General features: G+C 48.0%; 14 protein-coding genes and 4 tRNA genes. 16 read left to right on the forward strand and 2 right to left on the reverse strand.

Annotated features, from left to right (window positions below; translation table 11 throughout):
* Positions 1-30: 30 nt before the first annotated feature.
* Positions 31-3330 carry a S41 family peptidase gene (locus B5M13_RS27535; RefSeq protein WP_080058727.1) on the reverse strand — a complete coding sequence of 1100 codons (3300 nt, stop codon included), beginning with the start codon at positions 3328-3330 and terminating at the stop codon, positions 31-33.
* Positions 3331-3718: 388 nt separating this feature from the next.
* Entirely contained in the window at positions 3719-4192 is a 474-nt protein-coding gene (locus B5M13_RS27540) for a DUF4293 domain-containing protein (protein WP_080058728.1), read from the reverse strand.
* 181 nt (positions 4193-4373) lie between these two features.
* Between B5M13_RS27540 and mnmD the strand changes: the two genes are divergently transcribed.
* The 16 genes from mnmD to rpoB all read left to right on the forward strand — a co-directional run bounded on the left by mnmD (position 4374) and on the right by rpoB (position 18000).
* Entirely contained in the window at positions 4374-5048 is a 675-nt protein-coding gene (gene mnmD / locus B5M13_RS27545) for a tRNA (5-methylaminomethyl-2-thiouridine)(34)-methyltransferase MnmD (protein ID WP_080058729.1), read from the forward strand.
* A 79-nt stretch (positions 5049-5127) separates the two neighbouring features.
* Positions 5128-5718, forward strand: a complete 591-nt coding sequence (locus B5M13_RS27550; protein WP_080058730.1) for a thioredoxin family protein — start codon at positions 5128-5130, stop codon at positions 5716-5718.
* 124 nt (positions 5719-5842) lie between these two features.
* Positions 5843-7864, forward strand: a complete 2022-nt coding sequence (locus tag B5M13_RS27555; protein ID WP_080058731.1) for a M13 family metallopeptidase — start codon at positions 5843-5845, stop codon at positions 7862-7864.
* 101 nt (positions 7865-7965) lie between these two features.
* Positions 7966-8514 carry a hypothetical protein gene (locus B5M13_RS27560; protein ID WP_080058732.1) on the forward strand — a complete coding sequence of 183 codons (549 nt, stop codon included), beginning with the start codon at positions 7966-7968 and terminating at the stop codon, positions 8512-8514.
* Positions 8515-8630: 116 nt separating this feature from the next.
* Positions 8631-8713, forward strand: a tRNA-Tyr gene (locus B5M13_RS27565).
* Positions 8714-8750: 37 nt separating this feature from the next.
* Positions 8751-8826 (forward strand) — tRNA-Gly (locus B5M13_RS27570).
* Positions 8827-8892: 66 nt separating this feature from the next.
* A tRNA-Thr gene (locus B5M13_RS27575) sits at positions 8893-8964 on the forward strand.
* A gap of 158 nt (positions 8965-9122) precedes the next feature.
* On the forward strand, positions 9123-10310 hold the full coding sequence (gene tuf, locus B5M13_RS27580) for an elongation factor Tu (protein ID WP_020598178.1): 1188 nt from the start codon (positions 9123-9125) through the stop codon (positions 10308-10310).
* 180 nt (positions 10311-10490) lie between these two features.
* Positions 10491-10564, forward strand: a tRNA-Trp gene (locus B5M13_RS27585).
* Positions 10565-10577: 13 nt separating this feature from the next.
* Complete coding sequence (gene secE, locus B5M13_RS27590) at positions 10578-10769, forward strand: preprotein translocase subunit SecE (protein ID WP_020598179.1); 192 nt, start codon at positions 10578-10580, stop codon at positions 10767-10769.
* Between the two features lie 112 nt (positions 10770-10881).
* Positions 10882-11442: a transcription termination/antitermination protein NusG gene (gene nusG / locus B5M13_RS27595; protein WP_020598180.1), complete on the forward strand. Its 561-nt coding sequence runs from the start codon at positions 10882-10884 to the stop codon at positions 11440-11442.
* A gap of 168 nt (positions 11443-11610) precedes the next feature.
* Complete coding sequence (gene rplK / locus B5M13_RS27600) at positions 11611-12054, forward strand: 50S ribosomal protein L11 (RefSeq protein ID WP_080058733.1); 444 nt, start codon at positions 11611-11613, stop codon at positions 12052-12054.
* A gap of 26 nt (positions 12055-12080) precedes the next feature.
* Positions 12081-12779, forward strand: a complete 699-nt coding sequence (gene rplA, locus B5M13_RS27605) for a 50S ribosomal protein L1 (RefSeq protein WP_080058734.1) — start codon at positions 12081-12083, stop codon at positions 12777-12779.
* 3 nt (positions 12780-12782) lie between these two features.
* Complete coding sequence (rplJ, locus tag B5M13_RS27610) at positions 12783-13316, forward strand: 50S ribosomal protein L10 (RefSeq protein WP_080058735.1); 534 nt, start codon at positions 12783-12785, stop codon at positions 13314-13316.
* 99 nt (positions 13317-13415) lie between these two features.
* On the forward strand, positions 13416-13802 hold the full coding sequence (gene rplL / locus B5M13_RS27615; RefSeq protein WP_020598184.1) for a 50S ribosomal protein L7/L12: 387 nt from the start codon (positions 13416-13418) through the stop codon (positions 13800-13802).
* A 328-nt stretch (positions 13803-14130) separates the two neighbouring features.
* Positions 14131-18000 carry a DNA-directed RNA polymerase subunit beta gene (gene rpoB / locus B5M13_RS27620; RefSeq protein ID WP_080058736.1) on the forward strand — a complete coding sequence of 1290 codons (3870 nt, stop codon included), beginning with the start codon at positions 14131-14133 and terminating at the stop codon, positions 17998-18000.
* The last annotated feature ends 103 nt before the right edge of the window (positions 18001-18103 follow it).

Below are 18103 nucleotides of genomic sequence, written 5' to 3' on the forward strand. Positions count from 1 at the left end.
GACAACAACTGACCAACTAATGGCTGTATTTTACTTACTCGCGCTGACTTTGCCGGATTTGGTTTCGTCTAACTGTCGAATGAGTTCTTTTACCGCCACATCAAGCTGGGTATTCTGATCGGTATAGCTTTCGCCAATGGGACGAGATACGGGAATATCGACCGGACGTGGATTCAGCTCCATATTCTTACCCGTATTGTCGGTAATCCGAATAAAAGGCAGACGAATCGATGAGCCGTCGATCAGTTGGGCGGCTGACGTATAAATGATCCAACCACCCGTCGGTTCGCCCACTACTTTACCCAGTTTAAGCGACCGATATCCTTCCGTGAAATCTTCGGCGTCGGAGAGTGAATGCTGATTGGTGACCAGAATCGTTGGCTTTTCCAGCGACCGCTGCCCAAGTTGCGTACGCGCCGGTGAGGCCGGAAGTCCACGCGGAGTCATGGTCATGTACCCTTTACGGGCAAATACGTCGAGGGCGTAGGCGTTCACAAAACCACCGTTATTATTGCGCACATCAACCACTACACCTTCGCGAGCGTGGTTATCCGCATCCAGATCAATGTACAATTGGTTGAGCGATTCGGCCGACATATCGAACATATGCACGTAGCCCAGCCGTCCGCCACTCGCTTTCGCCACATACTCGCGCTGCTGCTCAACCCACTGCTTATACAGCAAGCCTTTTTCCGTAGCCAGACTGACAGGCAGTACGCTCACCTCACGGGGAGTTGCATTGGGAGCTGATACGATCGAAAGATTGACCCGACGATTGATTTTGTTGTTTAATACCTCATCCAGATTGGTACTGGCATCAATTAATTTCCCATCAACAGCCTGCAAATAATCTCCGGGTTTAACAGTACTCACCAACGCCACCGGCCCCTGCGACACGACTTCCGTAATCAGAAGTTTGCCTGTATTCTCATACGTAATGCGATCAAACCGCAGCCCTAGTCGTCCGGTTGTTATATCGATGGATCCCTGCGGCCCTGATACCCCCGAGTGTGACGCATTCAGTTCGCCCACCATCAGGCTTAGTAGTCGGCGTAATTCATCAGGAGTGCGTGCTCCAGCCGCCAGCGGTTCATACTTTTTACGAACGGTTTGCCAGTCGACACCGTGAAATTCAGGATCATAGAAACCTTTGCTCTGTACATCCCAGGCCTGCTGAAATACCTGAAGTTTTTCGCTGGAAAAATCAACATCCATTTCAGCCGTTACAGCCAATGGTTTAGGCTCCCGTTTTTCCAGTGAAATCGATTGAATACGCCCCTGTTCCAGATAAAATACCTCCTTGCCATCAGCCGTAAACTGCGCACTGCTTTTCGCGCCGGGCGTTGTGGTTAACTGACGGGCTACACTTCGCTCTGGGCCCGTTTCATCGAGTGAGTAGGTGTATAAATTCTGCCGACCGGCCACGCTGGCTACCAACAGAAGTGTTTTCCCGTCTTTACTGATCGACTGCGCATCGACTTCCATACCGATGGGTAATAAACTCAACCGCTGGCGAATGCCGTCAAATACAATGCTGGTCGTTTCTTTCCCCGCACTTTTGGCTTTTGTACCCGGCAACGAACTGGAAACGGAATCGCGGGAGGCTGCTTTATCAGGGGCGGTAGGGGCTATGGGCGCCGTAGTCGTTCGAATCGTCCGGGGCACTTCCTCATTGAACAAATCGCGAAACTGATCTTCCCGGAATTTGGGCAGTCGTGGCACCAGATCAACACGGGCAATCTGGGCCATCTCCGTCCGCTGGTTGGTACCAAACAGAATATATTTCCCATCGGGGCTCCAGTTTACGTTTCCACCAAATGTATTGGCCAGAAAACTCACCGGATGACTTTCACCACCCGTTGCGGGTACGACCGAAATATTCCGAAACGTTTTAGTCCCATAGGCAGCGAATGCCAGCCATTTATTATCTGGCGACCAGGCCACTGACCCTGTACTGGCAAAAGGCGGACGACCCAGAAAACCTTTGTACACCACCCGATCTTTCTTGGTACCCAACTCCATCACATGCAGTTCCTGACCATTTCGCAGGAAAGCGACCGATTGTCCATCGGGGGATACAATTGGAGCGGCATCGTCTTGCTGAGAGTCGGTAAGACGGGTTTCCTCACGAGTCGAAAAATCATACTGATAGAGGTTGGCAATACCGTTTCGCGTACTAATGTACAGCAGCATCCGGCTATTAGGTGTCCAGGCCAGTTGCGATTCGAGTGCGGGCGTATTACTTACCCGAACCGCATCGCCACCATCTTTCGCCGAAGCCGCAAACACTTCGCCGTGAGCGGTAAACGCTACTTTCTTCCCATCGGGCGATACAACCAGATCCCGAAACTGGCTCGAAAGCTTCACATGATCGACAGCAGGACCAGCCGCTGCCCCTCGCAGGCGAATGGCTACCGGGGCCGTTTGCTTCGTGGTAATGTCATATTTCCAGATTTGAAAATCGCGCTCAAAAACGATCGACTTCCCATCCTGACTGATGGATGGCCAGATAACCCGCCCGTCTTTAAACGACGTGAGCATTGTGGCCTGCCCTTTCAGTGGTTTAGCCCATAGGTTCTGTCCACCACCTTTATCCGACATAAAATAGACTGTTTGGCCATCGGGACTCCACATAGGCCAAAGTTCCTTCGCTCCACCTTCGGTCAATCGCTCATAGGCGGGTTTATCTCCTTTTTTCGTACCGATCTTACAAGTCCAGATTTCTGATTGATCCAGGTGGCTGCTTCCTTTCCGCCACCATTGAGCCGCAGCAATACCCCGCGCCGAAAACGCCAGCGTACTACCATCAGGTGAGGGAGTTCCAAAAAATTCGCTGGCATACCGATCGGCCGTTACGGGCATAGGTGTACCTCCCGAAATGGGCACCCGATAGATGTCGTTCATACCCGAAATATCCCGGCTAGTCGATTGGAAATACACCATCTTGCTATCATTCGACCAGGCCGTAAGGCTTTCGGCTCCATCATCGAACGTTAGTCGGCGCAATGCCCCTGTTTCCAGAGTCAGCAGATAAATATCGCCATTACCGGAGCGGGTTGAGGAAAACGCCAGGTATTTGCCATCGGGCGAATACAGAGGGCGGGTTTCGTTGTCGGTATGCGCTACCAGCAGCCGGGCTTCACCACCGGTGGCAGGTACTGTCCAGATGTCGCCACCCGAAACAAAGGCAATTTCTCGCCCATCGGGCGATAGAGCGGGTTCTGCAAAGGCAAACTTTGGGGTTGGGCTCGTTGTCTGTGCAATACCTGGTTGGCTAAGCCCTATGAAAGCTGCTAACCCAATACGCATTACACGAGTAGACGTGTTCATAAAAGAGAGGTTTGTTGATAACGTATAGAAGTCGGCCTGGTCAGCAAAATACTAGTTGATTCGTAGACTGATTGTAGAAAGACCAAGCCACTTAATTAGGCAAAACGTGCCTGAAAACGACAGTAAAACTTCGTTCTACCATCACCTGATATACAGTACTTACAGACACTACTACAATTTCCTGTCGACCTCAACATTCTTATTCTCAAAAAAGCGAAATAAGATTAATGCTTTTTCGCAGAAAAGACAACTTCCTTTTGTATGTTACCGAAAAAAGAATAAAAAATCTTAAACCGATACTTAATTATGATCAATAAAAAAGCCTGCTGTCCGACGATACACACGATCATCAAACAGCAGGCCCAGACTTGCCTAACGAATAACAAACCTAGCGTAATCGATCGGAATCACGCACTAATTTCTCATCCCGACGAATGAAACGGTTTGCCAATGCGTTAAACACAAGAGCAGCAATAATGGCGTAAAAACCGGTTAAAAAATCACCCTGATTTTCCGGATCACCATACAATTTGCCCAGATAGAGCGTCCGATAGAGAACAATACCCATAATGGCCGTAAGCATTAAGGCATTAACAGCACATAAGGCCGTCTGTGTCAGCCGGTTGCGATATTGAAAAATAGCATAAAGAGCCACAACACCCACCAGAGCAATCAATAAGGCTAAATACCAGACGGTATCGGCATACGTAGTAACTCCCTGCTGCTGAGTATATTGCAGTGCCGATAAATGAGCCATTTCGGTCGACTTAGTACCTGATTTCTCCCATAAGGGTGTGGCCAGTGCTGTACCCATTGCAACGGCAATAAGAAATAGAAATATGGTTTGAACGCGTTGAATCATTTGATTTACTAAATAATTGACTATGAATGGCCCATGCCGACTAGATAACAAGTGCGTCTACGATTTGCGTTACCCAGCCTACAGAAACCAGGTACAAAATTAGCCCAAAAACGAACAGATTAAGATTAGGTTAAGGTTGTTTCTGTAGATTCTTTACAATCTGTGCTATATCTCCTTTCTTATGAACGCCGATGTCCGCTTACTAGTCACCGCCGATGGCTCTCATACCGCCATCAACCAGACACTCGATAAAACCTACCACTCCATTCATGGTGCGTATCAGGAATCGCAACGGGTCTATATCGAATTAGGTTTGCTGGACGCTTTTAACCGGTTCTCCGACCAGGAACTATATGTTTTCGAAATGGGATTTGGAACGGGACTAAATGCTCTTTTAACGGCTCAACAGGCCCTTTCCCATCAGCGTCGGATTATGTATACGGCGGTCGAAGCCTATCCGATGGCGCTTGACGATGCACGACAACTAAACTACGACGAACTAGTAGGCACTAACTATTTAGCCAGTCTTCACGAATCACCCTGGCATAACCGGGTCCCTATCAATCCGTATTTCAGTCTGCTAAAAATTCATTGTCAACTCCAGGATTGGGTTACGTCAGACTCATTCCACCTGATGTATTACGATGCCTTTGCGCCTACGGCACAGCCCGAACTTTGGGAGCCGGAAATTTTCGCGAAACTGGCTCATTTATTGCTCCCAAATGGCATACTGACCACTTACTGTTCAAAGAGTTATGTACAACGAAATCTTCGTTCGGCAGGACTGACCGTTGAAAAGCATCCTGGCCCTCCGCATAAACGGGATATTTTACGGGCAGTTCAGCCTGTTTCGTAAGTTACTTTTTTAGCAGAACTCAGACTAATTCACTAATTTTATTAACCCCCGTACGTTACTAATTAAAACAACAGCCTGTATGAACCGCCTGTTTCTCTTCTTCGCGGCCTTCGTTTTACTAACGATTAGCGCATTTCGAACCTCCTTACCTATCGATCTAACGCCTGCTAAGCTAACCGACGAGCGCAAGCACATTCACTGGTTGACCATCCAGGAAGCCTATGCACTTACTCAGAAGAAACCAAAGAAATTTGTTATCGATGTATACACCGACTGGTGTGGCTGGTGTAAGGTCATGGACCGCAAAACGTTCTCCGAGCCCGCCATTGTCGACTACGTGAACGAAAACTTTTACCCTGTCCGCTTCAACGCCGAACAAACCGCCGATATAACATTGGGCAAGCAGACGTTCAAGTATATAAGTGGTGGCAGTAACGGTGTCCACGAACTGGCAGCTGCCCTGATGAGAAATCAGATGAGCTATCCGACAACGGTATTTATGGATGAAAAATTTAATCTGATCCAACCGATTGCTGGGTATCTGGAGCCCCGTACTTTCCACCAGATTATCACCTATTTTGGAAGAAATTATCATCAGAAAGAGCCATTCGATCAATTCAAAGCAGGTACCTATACACGCGAGTTTCAGGCTTCGCTGGCGGGTAAATAAGTAGTGAACCAGGTAACGCGGATGGGAATCCGCGATTGGGGTCAGACTAACCGCGTCCCCAATCGCGGATTCCCATCCGCGTTACTTATTTTTGTATTCTTTACGTTTACAACTCACTCTATAAATGAACAAGCAATTGGCTTTTCTTTCGGCAGTTGTCGCAATCGGCCTGATAGCAACTGTAGCCCCCCGTAAATTTATCGATCCGGCCAATATGGATTTGTCGGTCAAACCGGGCGATAATTTCTACCAATACGCCAATGGGAACTGGCTACGCGAGAATGCCATTCCAGCGTCAAAAACATCGTGGGGCACCTTTCAGGAGTTGCGAGAAAAAAGCCTGGATGCGATGAAAACGCTGTTGGAAGATGCAGCCAAAACCACGACCAAAGGCCGTCTTTATCAGATGGTTGGCGATTATTATGCCAGTGGTATGGATAGCCTAACGATCGAGAAACGTGGCTTTGACCCGATCAAGCCCGATCTGGCTCGTATCGAAAAAGTAAATAACAAAGCCACTTTTCTGGATGAGCTTGCCTATCAGCGTACGCAAAGCAATGGCATGTTGTTTGGCTTTAGCATTACGCAGGATCGCAAAAATGTGTCGAAATATTTACCACAACTAAGCCAGGGCGGCACTTCCCTTCCCGACCGTGATTATTACCTGAAAAGCGACGTCCGCAGTGTAAAAATCAGGGATGCCTATCGGGAACATCTGAATAAAATGCTGGCTCTCATTGGCGAAGAACCAACCCAGGCCTCGCAGGACGCTGATGTAATCATTCGCCTGGAAACAGCACTGGCCAAAGCACAAATGCCCCGCGTTGAGCTTCGTGATCCTTACAAAACCTATAATAAGCTGAGCGTAAGCAAATTCAGCCAGTCAACACCTTCTATTAACTGGGCCGATCAGCTAACCAAATTTGGGATTAAAGGTCAGGATTCTGTACTGGTGCAAAGCCCAGCTTTTTTCCGCTCTCTCGATAGCCTGATAGCCGCCACGCCCATTGAAGATTGGCGTACGTATATGCGCTGGAATATTGTGAAAGGAGCAGCCCCCTATCTAAGTGATGCATTTGTAAAACAAAACTTTGCCTTTTCCAGAACCTTAACCGGCCAGAAAGAACAAACTCCTCGCTGGCAACGGGTTAGTAGCCTGATCGACGGCTCTTTGAGTGATCTCCTTGGGCAGCTCTATGTACAGAAATATTTCAAGCCTGAAGCTAAACAGCGGATGTTAACCCTGGTCGACAACCTGGAAGCTTCATTCAAAGAACATATTAAAGGCCTCGACTGGATGAGCAACGATACCAAAACGAAAGCGCTGGCTAAGTTGGTCGCTTTCCGGCGGAAAATCGGCTATCCCGATAAGTGGAAAAACTACGATGGAATAACCATCAGCCGCAATGATTTTTATGGGAATGTACAGGCGGCCGACAAGTGGCAGTACAACTACATGATCAACCGACTAGGTAAACCCGTCGACAAAACGGAGTGGCGTATGACGCCCCCAACCATCAACGCATCATATAGTCCGGTCAACAATGAGATCACATTCCCGGCTGCTATTCTTCAATTTCCATTTTTCGATTTTGAAGCCGATGATGCCATCAATTACGGCGGAATCGGCGCTGTGATCGGCCACGAAATGACCCACGGCTTTGACGATTCGGGCCGACAATACGATGCAGACGGGACCCTTCGGGACTGGTGGTCCAAAACCGACGCTGATAATTTCAAAAAGCGGGCAGATCAGGTAAAAGAGCAATTTTTCGGCTTCAAGGTTCTTGATTCCATCAAAGTCAACGGCCAATTAACCCTGGGAGAAAATCTGGCCGACCTAGGCGGCCTGGCCATTGCCTATGACGCATTCAAAAAAACGGTACAGGGTAAAGCAAATGGCAAAAAAAGTATGATTGACGGATTCACTCCCGATCAACGCTTTTTCCTTTCCTGGGCCCAAATCTGGCGAACGAATGTCCTTCCCGAAACCCAGGCTCAGTTGATTTTGACCGACCCGCATGCACCCGGACTGTACCGTTGCAATGGCCCTGTTGCGAATATCGACGCTTGGTATAGAGCGTTCAATGTTCAACCAGGCGATAAAATGTACAAAAAGCCAGAAGCCCGTATTAAGGTCTGGTAAATTAACTGGTTTCAGGATGAACGGCTTGGTTTCCTCTCCGTAGCAGGTAGGAAGCCAGGCCGTTAAACTTTAGTCAGCAAAGCACCTAAACCCCTTCTAGCATGCATATACTTCGATGGTGTATAGCCAGCCTGTTTCTCATGATGCTGGCCTGTCAGACTAAACCAAAACAGGAAAAAGAAACCGCCATAACAACCGGAGCTATTCAGGAAGATAGCATCCTGGCACTAGCCACCCGACCCGGACCCGAGGCACCCCGCTCGGCTGCCGATCGCTTGGTTCGTGCCCTTTATTTTGAGCATAGTACCAAAGACAATCCACTTCGTGAAACCAAAGACCGAAGCCTGATCGATCAGTTTTTTGCCAAATCCACCGCCGACCTCATCTGGAACGATGCACAAAAATCTTCGGGCAAGGTAAATCGGTCGAAAATAAATCTGCTTTTCAACGCACCCGATGCAGCAGTCAAAAAAACCTGGGTAGAACCAGCAGCCATAGGCGGTTCTAAATCAGTCGTCTACGTTACGTTTCTCAACAATAATAAACCGGGCGACATTCGGGTCGACCTCAGCCAAATTGCTGGAAATCGCTGGCGAATTACTGAAATGACCTACCCCGATAGCACCCGATTGACCGAGTTATTGAAGTAAGTTTCCTGCTTATCTAAATTATTTTTAGATCTCCTGTTGACAACACCGCAAAAACATGTAATTTTGCAACTCCAAACCGGAAACGGGGCGGAAAATGTTCTTTAACAGAGATTTTTGGGGAGTTTCCAGAGTGGCCAAATGGATCAGACTGTAAATCTGCTGGCGTACGCCTTCGGAGGTTCGAATCCTCCACTCCCCACAAGACTACAATTGACTTGTACAGGTTAATTGTACCTGCGGAAGTAGCTCAATTGGTAGAGCGATAGCCTTCCAAGCTATAGGTTGCGGGTTCGAGACCCGTCTTCCGCTCCATAAAGTTTACAGTTCACCGTTTACTGCTGCTAAACAACAGTAAACCGAAAACTGAAAACTTTTTTTGCCGTTATAGCTCAGCGGTAGAGCACTTCCTTGGTAAGGAAGAGGTCCGGGGTTCAAGTCCCCGTAACGGCTCAAGGTTTCTTTCGGGAAATCTTTTTGATGGGACCGCCCAAGCGGTTTTAAGCCCAAATGGCGTCAGACCTCAAACGGTATGATTTCGCTGGGTTTAATTTTGTTCAGCGAATTCATTCAATAACTAACAACAGTTCACAATAGCGTTTTAAAAAAACATGGCAAAAGAGAATTTTGACCGCTCGAAACCGCACGTAAACATCGGTACGATTGGTCACGTTGACCACGGTAAAACGACGCTGACGGCTGCCATTACGAAAGTGCTGGCCGAAAAGGGTCTGGCCGCAATTCGGGACTTCTCCTCGATTGACAACGCCCCAGAAGAAAAAGAGCGGGGTATCACCATTAATACATCGCACGTTGAGTACGCAACGGCAAACCGCCACTATGCGCACGTTGACTGCCCAGGCCACGCTGACTATGTGAAAAACATGGTAACGGGTGCTGCCCAAATGGATGGAGCTATTCTTGTAGTAGCTGCAACCGATGGTCCAATGCCACAAACTCGGGAGCACATCCTGCTTGCTCGTCAGGTAGGTGTACCTCAGCTGGTTGTGTTCATGAACAAAGTGGACATGGTTGACGACCCAGAACTGCTCGAACTCGTTGAGATGGAAATCCGCGAGCTGTTGAGCTTCTACCAATTCGACGGTGATAATATCCCAGTTATTCAAGGTTCGGCTCTTGGTGGTCTGAACGGCGATGCTAAATGGGTAAAAACCATCGAAGAACTGATGGATAACGTTGATAGCTGGATTCCACTTCCTCCACGTCAGACGGATCTGCCGTTCCTGATGCCGGTCGAAGACGTATTCTCGATCACAGGTCGTGGTACGGTGGCAACCGGTCGTATCGAGCGGGGTGTTATCAACTCGGGTGATCCAGTTGAAATCCTCGGTATGGGTGCTGAAAACCTGAAATCAGTTGTAACGGGTGTTGAAATGTTCCGGAAAATTCTGGACCGTGGTGAAGCCGGTGACAACGTAGGTCTGCTGCTCCGCGGTATTGAAAAAACCGATATCCGTCGTGGTATGGTTATTTGCAAACCTGGTTCGGTTAAGCCTCACTCGAAGTTCAAAGCTGAAGTTTACGTATTGTCGAAAGAAGAAGGTGGTCGTCACACCCCATTCTTCAACAAATACCGTCCTCAGTTCTATTTCCGTACCACCGACGTAACGGGCGAAATTACCCTGCCTGCTAACGTTGAGATGGTAATGCCAGGCGATAACATCACGATTGATGTAACGCTGATCAACAAAATCGCTATGGAAAAAGGTCTCCGTTTCGCTATCCGCGAAGGTGGTCGTACCGTAGGTGCTGGTCAGGTAACGGAAATCCTCGACTAAGATTCGAATAATTTAAAACAAGTGCATTTCTTAACGGGGATGCACTTGTTTTTTGAATTTATTTCGTAATTTTGCAGTCCAATTCAAAAGTCATTAATTGTTATTCGCTCTGCTGTCATTATTGTTCGATTCGATAAGATGACTTCACTGACCACAAATGACAATTAATGATCCAAATACACGGGTGTAGTTCAAGGGTAGAATAGCGGTCTCCAAAACCGTTGATGGGAGTTCGAATCTCTCCACCCGTGCCAATCCTTACAAAAGATGGACAAGTTTATCTCGTTTCTGAAAGCCTCTTGGGAGGAAGTTCAGCATAACGTGACTTGGCCTAAATTCAGCGATCTCCAGGGTAGTTCGACACTCGTACTGGTAGCTTCGCTGATTTTTGCGCTACTGGTCGGGTTAATTGATTTAGTATTTGAGAACGGACTGAACGCATTTTATCAGTCGTTTTAATTTTAGTCATTCAGTAGTCATTATAGTCATAATTTGTCATCCTTCATGCAAACACAGCATTGTGACAAATGGCAATCAATGACCATGTAATGACCACAAATGACAACTAATTATGAGCGGCATACAATGGTACGTCATTCGGGCGGTGTCGGGTCAGGAGAAGAAGATTAAATCGTATCTCGACAACGAAATAATCCGGCAAAAACTCGATGAAGTGATTCCACAGGTTCTTATACCAGCGGAAAAGGTGTACGAAATGCGTAATGGTAAGAAACGCGTTCGGGAAAAGTCGTTTTTCCCTGGCTACATTCTCATTTCAGCCGACTTAAGTAATAACCGGGCGCTCGATATGATTTTGAATATGCCGGGCGTATTAGGCTTTCTGGGTAACTCCCAGGCGGGTACCACTTCTAAAGTACCCGTTCCGCTGCGTCAGGCCGAGGTCAATCGTATTTTAGGTAAGGTCGACGAAGAAACGCAGGAAGTTGTTGCGCCAACGGCTACCTATCTGAAAGGCGAAAATGTCAAAGTAGTTGATGGGCCTTTTGGTGGTTTCATTGGCACTGTAGAAGAAGTATTCGACGACCGGAAGAAATTGAACGTCGTTGTAAAAATATTTGGCCGGAACACTCCGGTAGAACTCAGTTACGCACAAGTAGAAAAGGAAAGCTGATCGATCTGATCAATTTTCCGTGGTTCGGCGTCCTATGCTTCCCTCAGAGGATGACCAGCCAAAACCAGTTGATTTGTTACGAAAGGTGTGCGGATTGGTTATGTGGCTAACCAGTTAGAACCTAAGTAGTAACGGGGCCGCTCAGGCGGTCGTAACTCAATTACCACAATGGCAAAAGAAGTAGGTGGCTACGTTAAGCTGCAAGTCAAAGGCGGGCAGGCCAACCCCTCACCTCCGATCGGTCCAGCGCTTGGTTCCAAGGGTTTAAATATCATGGAATTCTGCAAGCAGTTCAATGGCCGAACCCAGGACAAAATGGGTATGGTATTGCCAGTTTTGATTACGTATTATAAGGATAAGTCCTTTGATTTCGTCATCAAAACGCCACCCGCACCGATTCTGCTGATGGAAGCAGCGAAGCTGAAAGGCGGATCTGCTCAGCCAAACCGCAAAAAAGTCGGCTCAGTAACGTGGGATCAGGTTCGGACCATCGCAGAAACAAAGATGCCCGATCTGAATTCATTCACCGTTGAGTCGGCAATGAAGCAGGTGGCTGGTACAGCCCGCAGCATGGGTATCACGGTGACGGGTACACCGCCGTTTGAGAATTAATCAGACTTGCCGAAGCAAAAAAAGACATGGCTAAGTTAACGAAAAAACAAAAAGAGGCTCAATCAAAATACGATGCTTCTAAAGAATATTCGCTCCAGCAGGCAGCCGAGATTCTGAAAGAAATTTCGTATACAAAATTTGATGCTTCTGTGGATATTGACGTTCGGTTAGGCGTTGATCCGCGTAAAGCCGACCAAATGGTTCGTGGCGTTGCTACGCTGCCTCACGGTACGGGTAAAACGGTTCGCGTTCTGGTGCTTTGCACCCCGGACAAGGAAGCCGAAGCGAAAGAAGCAGGTGCTGACTATGTAGGTCTGGATGATTATATTCAGAAGATTGAACAAGGCTGGACGGACGTTGACGTGATTATCACGATGCCGAATGTTATGGCTAAAGTTGGTCGTCTGGGTAAAGTTCTCGGTCCACGCGGTCTGATGCCAAACCCAAAATCGGGTACGGTAACTCCCGAAGTTGGCAAAGCTGTTCGTGAAGTGAAAGCCGGTAAAATTGACTTTAAAGTTGATAAGCAAGGGGCTATTCACACCAGCATTGGTAAAGTATCGTTTACGCCAGAGAAACTGGCCGAAAACGCGCAGGAAATCATCAGCACGTTGTTGAAACTGAAGCCTTCTTCGGCTAAAGGAACTTACGTGAAAGCGATCAACCTGTCGAGCACGATGAGTCCTGGGGTAACGATTGATAAAGGCACAGTTGCCGGAATTTAAGCCATGAAACGCGAAGAAAAAGGAGCAATTATTGAGGAATTGGCTGAAAAGTTTCAGACCGTTCCCTTCTTCTACATCACGGAAGCGAATGGCATGACGGTTGCTGAAGTCAACACGTTACGTCGGATGTGTTTTGAGCGGGGTATCGAGTACAAAGTGGTGAAGAACAGCTTCATCAAAAAAGCACTCGAACCGCTTGCAACGTATTATACGCCGTTCAACGAGACGGTGCTGCATGGTCAGTCGGCGGTGATGTTTCACCCTGAGAATGGCAAAGCACCGGCGCAGCTTATCAAAGAGTTTCGTAAGACAAATGATAAACTGAAACTGAAGGCTGCTTCTATTGATTACAGCCTGTTTATTGGCGCCGACCAGCTTGATACGCTCATCGCACTGAAGAGCAAGCAAGAGCTTATTGGCGAAATTATCGGTCTGCTGCAATCACCAGCCAAGAATGTTATCTCGGCTCTGCAAGGTGGTGGCAACAAACTGGCCGGTATCCTCAAAACGCTGTCGGAGCGCGAGGAAGCAGCATAGCTGTAACGCGGGGGAAACCCGCAATCTTCGACAAAAAAGCGGGTTTATACCTGCATTACACAAACAATTGTATCACAATCAAATTAAGAAAATACTACAATGGCAGATTTGAAAGCGTTCGCTGAGCAGCTTGTAGGCCTTACGGTTAAAGAAGTAAACGAACTGGCTGCTATCCTGAAGGATGAATACGGAATTGAGCCAGCAGCCGCTGCTCCCGTAATGGTAGCTGGTGGTGCCGCAGGTGGTGGCGATGCTGCTCCGGCAGTAGCTGAAAAAACGTCGTTCGACGTAATTCTGAAGTCGGCTGGTGCTGCTAAACTGGCTGTCGTTAAATTGGTTAAAGACCTGACCGGTCTGGGCCTGAAAGAAGCTAAAGAACTGGTAGACGGTGCTCCGAAACCAGTGAAAGAAGGTGTTGCTAAAGATGAAGCTGAAGCACTCCGTAAGCAGTTGGAAGAAGCTGGCGCTGAAGTAGAAGTTAAGTAAGCTAAAGGCTCTTTCGCATATCACTCCAGACAGGAGAGGCCAGACCAACGTCTGGTCTTTTCCTGTTTGGAGCTATTTTTGTCTAAAAGCACTTGCAAAAGACAAACTTATTTTTATTGCCTTATGTTATCTATTGACTCCCCAAGGGTTGGGTGACAGCCTGGAGAGTACTGGTTAGCGATTTATACATTACGATTTACGAGTTTTTCAGTAAAAAACCTAATTAATAAATTGTAATCCTGTAGATCGTGAATCAGATTCCGTGCCGTGGCATCTCTACGCCACGCACCTATTTTAGAATCGGTTACGCACTAAACGAAGCACAATCTTGGCGACAAACGCGAAAATCAGTACACGCAAAAATTTTGCGACGATTCAGCCAGTGATTGGGTACCCAGATTTTCTGGATATCCAGGTAAAATCCTTCAAAGATTTTTTCCAGCTTGATACGCCTTCCAACCAACGCTCAGAAGAGGGTTTGTTTAAGGTATTTCAGGAAAATTTCCCTATTACCGACTCCCGCGAAAACTTTAAGCTGGAGTTTATTGATTACTCGGTCGATCCACCAAAGTATTCTGTGGATGAATCGATTGACCGGGGATTGACATATTCGGTGCCTCTGAAAGCCAAACTGCGTTTGTCGAACAGCGATCCTGACAACGAGGATTTCGAAACGATTGAGCAGGAGGTGTTCTTAGGCAATATCCCCTATATGACTGAGAAAGGCTCGTTTGTCATTAACGGGGCTGAGCGGGTCATTGTTTCACAGTTGCACCGCTCTCCGGGTGTATTCTTCTCGATGAGTAAGCATACAAACGGAACAAAGTTGTATTCAGCCCGGATTATTCCGTTCAAAGGCTCCTGGATTGAATTCTCAACCGATGTTAATAACGTCATGTATGCCTACATCGACCGGAAAAAGAAATTCCCGGTAACGACATTGCTACGTGCCATTGGCTTCGGTTCCGATAAAGATATTCTTGATCTGTTTGGGCTATCGGAAGAAATTTCGGCAACACCCGCAAACTTGAAGAAGGCGATTGGTCGACGGTTGGCCGCCCGGGTTTTACGTACCTGGACGGAGGACTTTGTGGATGAAGATACGGGTGAAGTAGTGTCGATTAGCCGGAACGAGGTGCTACTGGAGCGCGATTCGGTGGTTTCGGCTGATGATATCGATGTCATTATGGATTCAGGTCAGAGTTCGGTAATCCTGCATAAGGAAGACATGAACATGGCCGATTACAATATTATTTATAACACGCTGCAGAAAGATAGCTCGAACTCTGAGAAAGAAGCCGTCGAGCAAATCTATCGGCAACTGCGGAATGCTGACGCACCGGATGAACAAACGGCTCGGGAAATTATCCAAAGCCTGTTCTTCTCCGATAAACGTTACGACTTAGGTGACGTTGGCCGGTACCGGATCAACAAAAAACTGCAACTCGATATCTCGTCCGAAATGCGGGTACTGACAACCGAAGACATTGTCTCGATTGTGAAGTACTTAATCGGCCTGATTAACTCGAAAGCCGTTGTCGATGATATTGACCACCTCAGCAACCGACGTGTTCGGACGGTAGGAGAGCAGTTATATGCTCAGTTCGGCGTAGGTCTGGCCCGTATGGCCCGGACTATCAAAGAACGGATGAACGTTCGGGATAATGAGGATTTCAAACCCGTTGATCTGATTAATGCCCGTACATTGTCGTCGGTTATTAACTCGTTCTTCGGTACCAACCAGCTATCGCAGTTCATGGACCAGACCAATCCTCTGGCCGAAGTGACGCATAAGCGTCGTATGTCGGCCCTGGGGCCTGGTGGTCTGTCGCGTGAGCGGGCAGGTTTTGAGGTTCGTGACGTACACTACACGCACTATGGTCGTCTGTGTACCATCGAAACTCCCGAAGGTCCGAACATCGGTCTGATTTCGTCGCTTTGCGTTTACGCAAAAATCAACAGCATGGGATTCATCGAAACTCCGTACCGTATTATTGAAAACGGTAAAGTAGCGATGGACAAACCTGTGATGTACCTGACAGCTGAGGAAGAAGATACCCATTACATCGCTCAGGCCAATGCCGGTATCGATGCTAAGGGGAACTTCCAGGTTGATCGCCTGAAAGCACGGTTTGAAGGTGATTTCCCGATGGCCGAACCAGCGAACGTAACCTTTATGGATATTGCTCCGAACCAGATTGTATCGGTAGCTGCTTCCATGATTCCGTTCCTTGAACACGACGATGCTAACCGTGCCCTGATGGGTTCGAACATGCAACGTCAGGCCGTACCGCTGCTCCGTCCAGAGGCTCCAATTGTGGGTACTGGTCTGGAGGGTCGTGTTGCGGTTGACTCACGGACACTGGTAATTGCCGAAGCGGATGGTGTCATCGAGTTTGTAGATGCGACTAAGATTGTTGTTAAATACGATCTGGAAGAAGAAGAACTAGCTGTTTCGTTTGACGACGATCGAAAAACCTACAACCTCATCAAATTCCGCCGAACCAATCAGGATACCTGTATCAACCTCAAGCCGACCGTATTGAAAGGCCAACGGGTGAAGAAAGGTGATGTTCTCTGCGAAGGCTACGCTACCCAAGCTGGTGAGCTGGCTCTAGGACGTAACATGAAAGTAGCGTTCATGCCATGGCAGGGTTATAACTTTGAGGATGCTATCGTAATTTCGGAGCGGGTGGTTCGTGAAGATATTTTCACCTCCATCCATATCGAAGAATTCGAGTTGGAAGTACGGGATACCAAACGTGGTGAAGAAGAGTTAACCTCCGAAATTCCGAACGTATCGGAAGAGACCGTTCGGAATCTTGACGAAAACGGTATCGTTCGTGTCGGTACAGAAGTTAAAGAAGGTGATATTCTGATTGGTAAGATCACGCCTAAAGGCGAAAGTGATCCTACCCCGGAAGAAAAACTGCTCCGTGCCATCTTTGGTGACAAAGCTGGTGACGTGAAAGATGCGTCGAAGAAAGCGCCACCGTCTCTGAAAGGCGTTGTTATCGATACCAAACTGTTTGCTCGTCCTGCTAAAGAAGAACGCGGCAAGCATAAGGACGAAGTAAAGGCCCTGATGAAGAAATACAGCCGTGAGTTGAACGACTTCCGCGCCCGTATGATTGAAAAAACAGTGGCTTTGCTTGAAGGTAAAACCAGCGCTGGTGTCAAACACAAGTTCGGAGACGAAATTGTCAGCAAAGGCGTAAAATTCAGCCGGAAAAACATCGTCGACAATCTATTCCCAGACAAGAACGCCTATCGGGATGAAAGCGGTTATGCCGTTCCGGAAGAAGCCAATCTTCTGGCCGATATGAATCTGAACGACTGGACGGACGATGAAAAAACCAACGAGCTGATTACAGCACTGGTGAAAAACTATAACACCCGTCGTAGTGAGATCACGGGCCGATTCAAACGTGAACGGTTTACGCTTGAAGTAGGCGACGAACTACCGGCAGGTATTGTAAAACTGGCCAAAGTATACATTGCCAAGAAGCGGAAGCTGAAAGTAGGTGATAAAATGGCTGGTCGTCACGGTAACAAAGGGGTTGTAGCCCGGATCGTTCGGGATGAAGACATGCCGTTCCTCGAAGATGGAACCAAAGTCGACATCGTACTGAACCCACTGGGGGTACCTTCCCGGATGAACCTTGGCCAGATTTACGAAACGGTACTGGCCTGGGCAGGTCAGAAACTGGATCGTAAGTACGCTACACCCATTTTCGACGGAGCAACGGAGCAGCAGGTAGCTGACGAGCTGAACGCAGCAGGATTACCTTCGTTTGGCCGGACTTACCTCTACAACGGTCTGACCGGCGAACGCTTCGATCAGCCTGTAACGGTTGGTATCATTTACATGCTGAAACTGGGGCACCTGGTTGATGACAAGATGCACGCTCGTTCGATTGGCCCCTACTCGCTCATTACCCAGCAACCATTGGGTGGTAAGGCACAGTTCGGTGGTCAGCGATTCGGTGAGATGGAAGTATGGGCGTTGGAGGCATTCGGTGCATCGAACATCCTGCAAGAAATCCTGACCGTTAAATCAGACGACGTTGTTGGTCGTGCGAAGGCATACGAAGCGATTGTGAAAGGTGAAAACCTGCCGAAGCCCAATATTCCTGAGTCGTTCAATGTACTGGTGCACGAGTTACGTGGCTTGGCCCTTGAAATTACATTAGAGTAACGGAGCAGGGAGCAGGGAGCAGGGGGCAGGGGTTGTTTCTAAAACATCCATGCTCCCTGCCCCACGCTCCAGGCTTCTCTTTTAAAACCTATAATCTCCAACC

Source organism: Spirosoma aerolatum (assembly GCF_002056795.1).
Lineage (GTDB): Bacteria > Bacteroidota > Bacteroidia > Cytophagales > Spirosomataceae > Spirosoma > Spirosoma aerolatum.

Coding starts and splice junctions, on each gene's coding strand:
- B5M13_RS27540 (WP_080058728.1), bottom strand. CDS start 4,192: ATGATTCAACGCGTTCAAACCATATTTCTATTTCTTATTGCCGTTGCA.
- secE (WP_020598179.1), top strand. CDS start 10,578: ATGGACAAGTTTATCTCGTTTCTGAAAGCCTCTTGGGAGGAAGTTCAG.
- tuf (WP_020598178.1), top strand. CDS start 9,123: ATGGCAAAAGAGAATTTTGACCGCTCGAAACCGCACGTAAACATCGGT.
- rplJ (WP_080058735.1), top strand. CDS start 12,783: ATGAAACGCGAAGAAAAAGGAGCAATTATTGAGGAATTGGCTGAAAAG.
- B5M13_RS27555 (WP_080058731.1), top strand. CDS start 5,843: ATGAACAAGCAATTGGCTTTTCTTTCGGCAGTTGTCGCAATCGGCCTG.
- rplK (WP_080058733.1), top strand. CDS start 11,611: ATGGCAAAAGAAGTAGGTGGCTACGTTAAGCTGCAAGTCAAAGGCGGG.
- rplL (WP_020598184.1), top strand. CDS start 13,416: ATGGCAGATTTGAAAGCGTTCGCTGAGCAGCTTGTAGGCCTTACGGTT.
- B5M13_RS27560 (WP_080058732.1), top strand. CDS start 7,966: ATGCATATACTTCGATGGTGTATAGCCAGCCTGTTTCTCATGATGCTG.
- rplA (WP_080058734.1), top strand. CDS start 12,081: ATGGCTAAGTTAACGAAAAAACAAAAAGAGGCTCAATCAAAATACGAT.
- mnmD (WP_080058729.1), top strand. CDS start 4,374: ATGAACGCCGATGTCCGCTTACTAGTCACCGCCGATGGCTCTCATACC.
- B5M13_RS27550 (WP_080058730.1), top strand. CDS start 5,128: ATGAACCGCCTGTTTCTCTTCTTCGCGGCCTTCGTTTTACTAACGATT.
- nusG (WP_020598180.1), top strand. CDS start 10,882: ATGAGCGGCATACAATGGTACGTCATTCGGGCGGTGTCGGGTCAGGAG.
- B5M13_RS27535 (WP_080058727.1), bottom strand. CDS start 3,330: ATGAACACGTCTACTCGTGTAATGCGTATTGGGTTAGCAGCTTTCATA.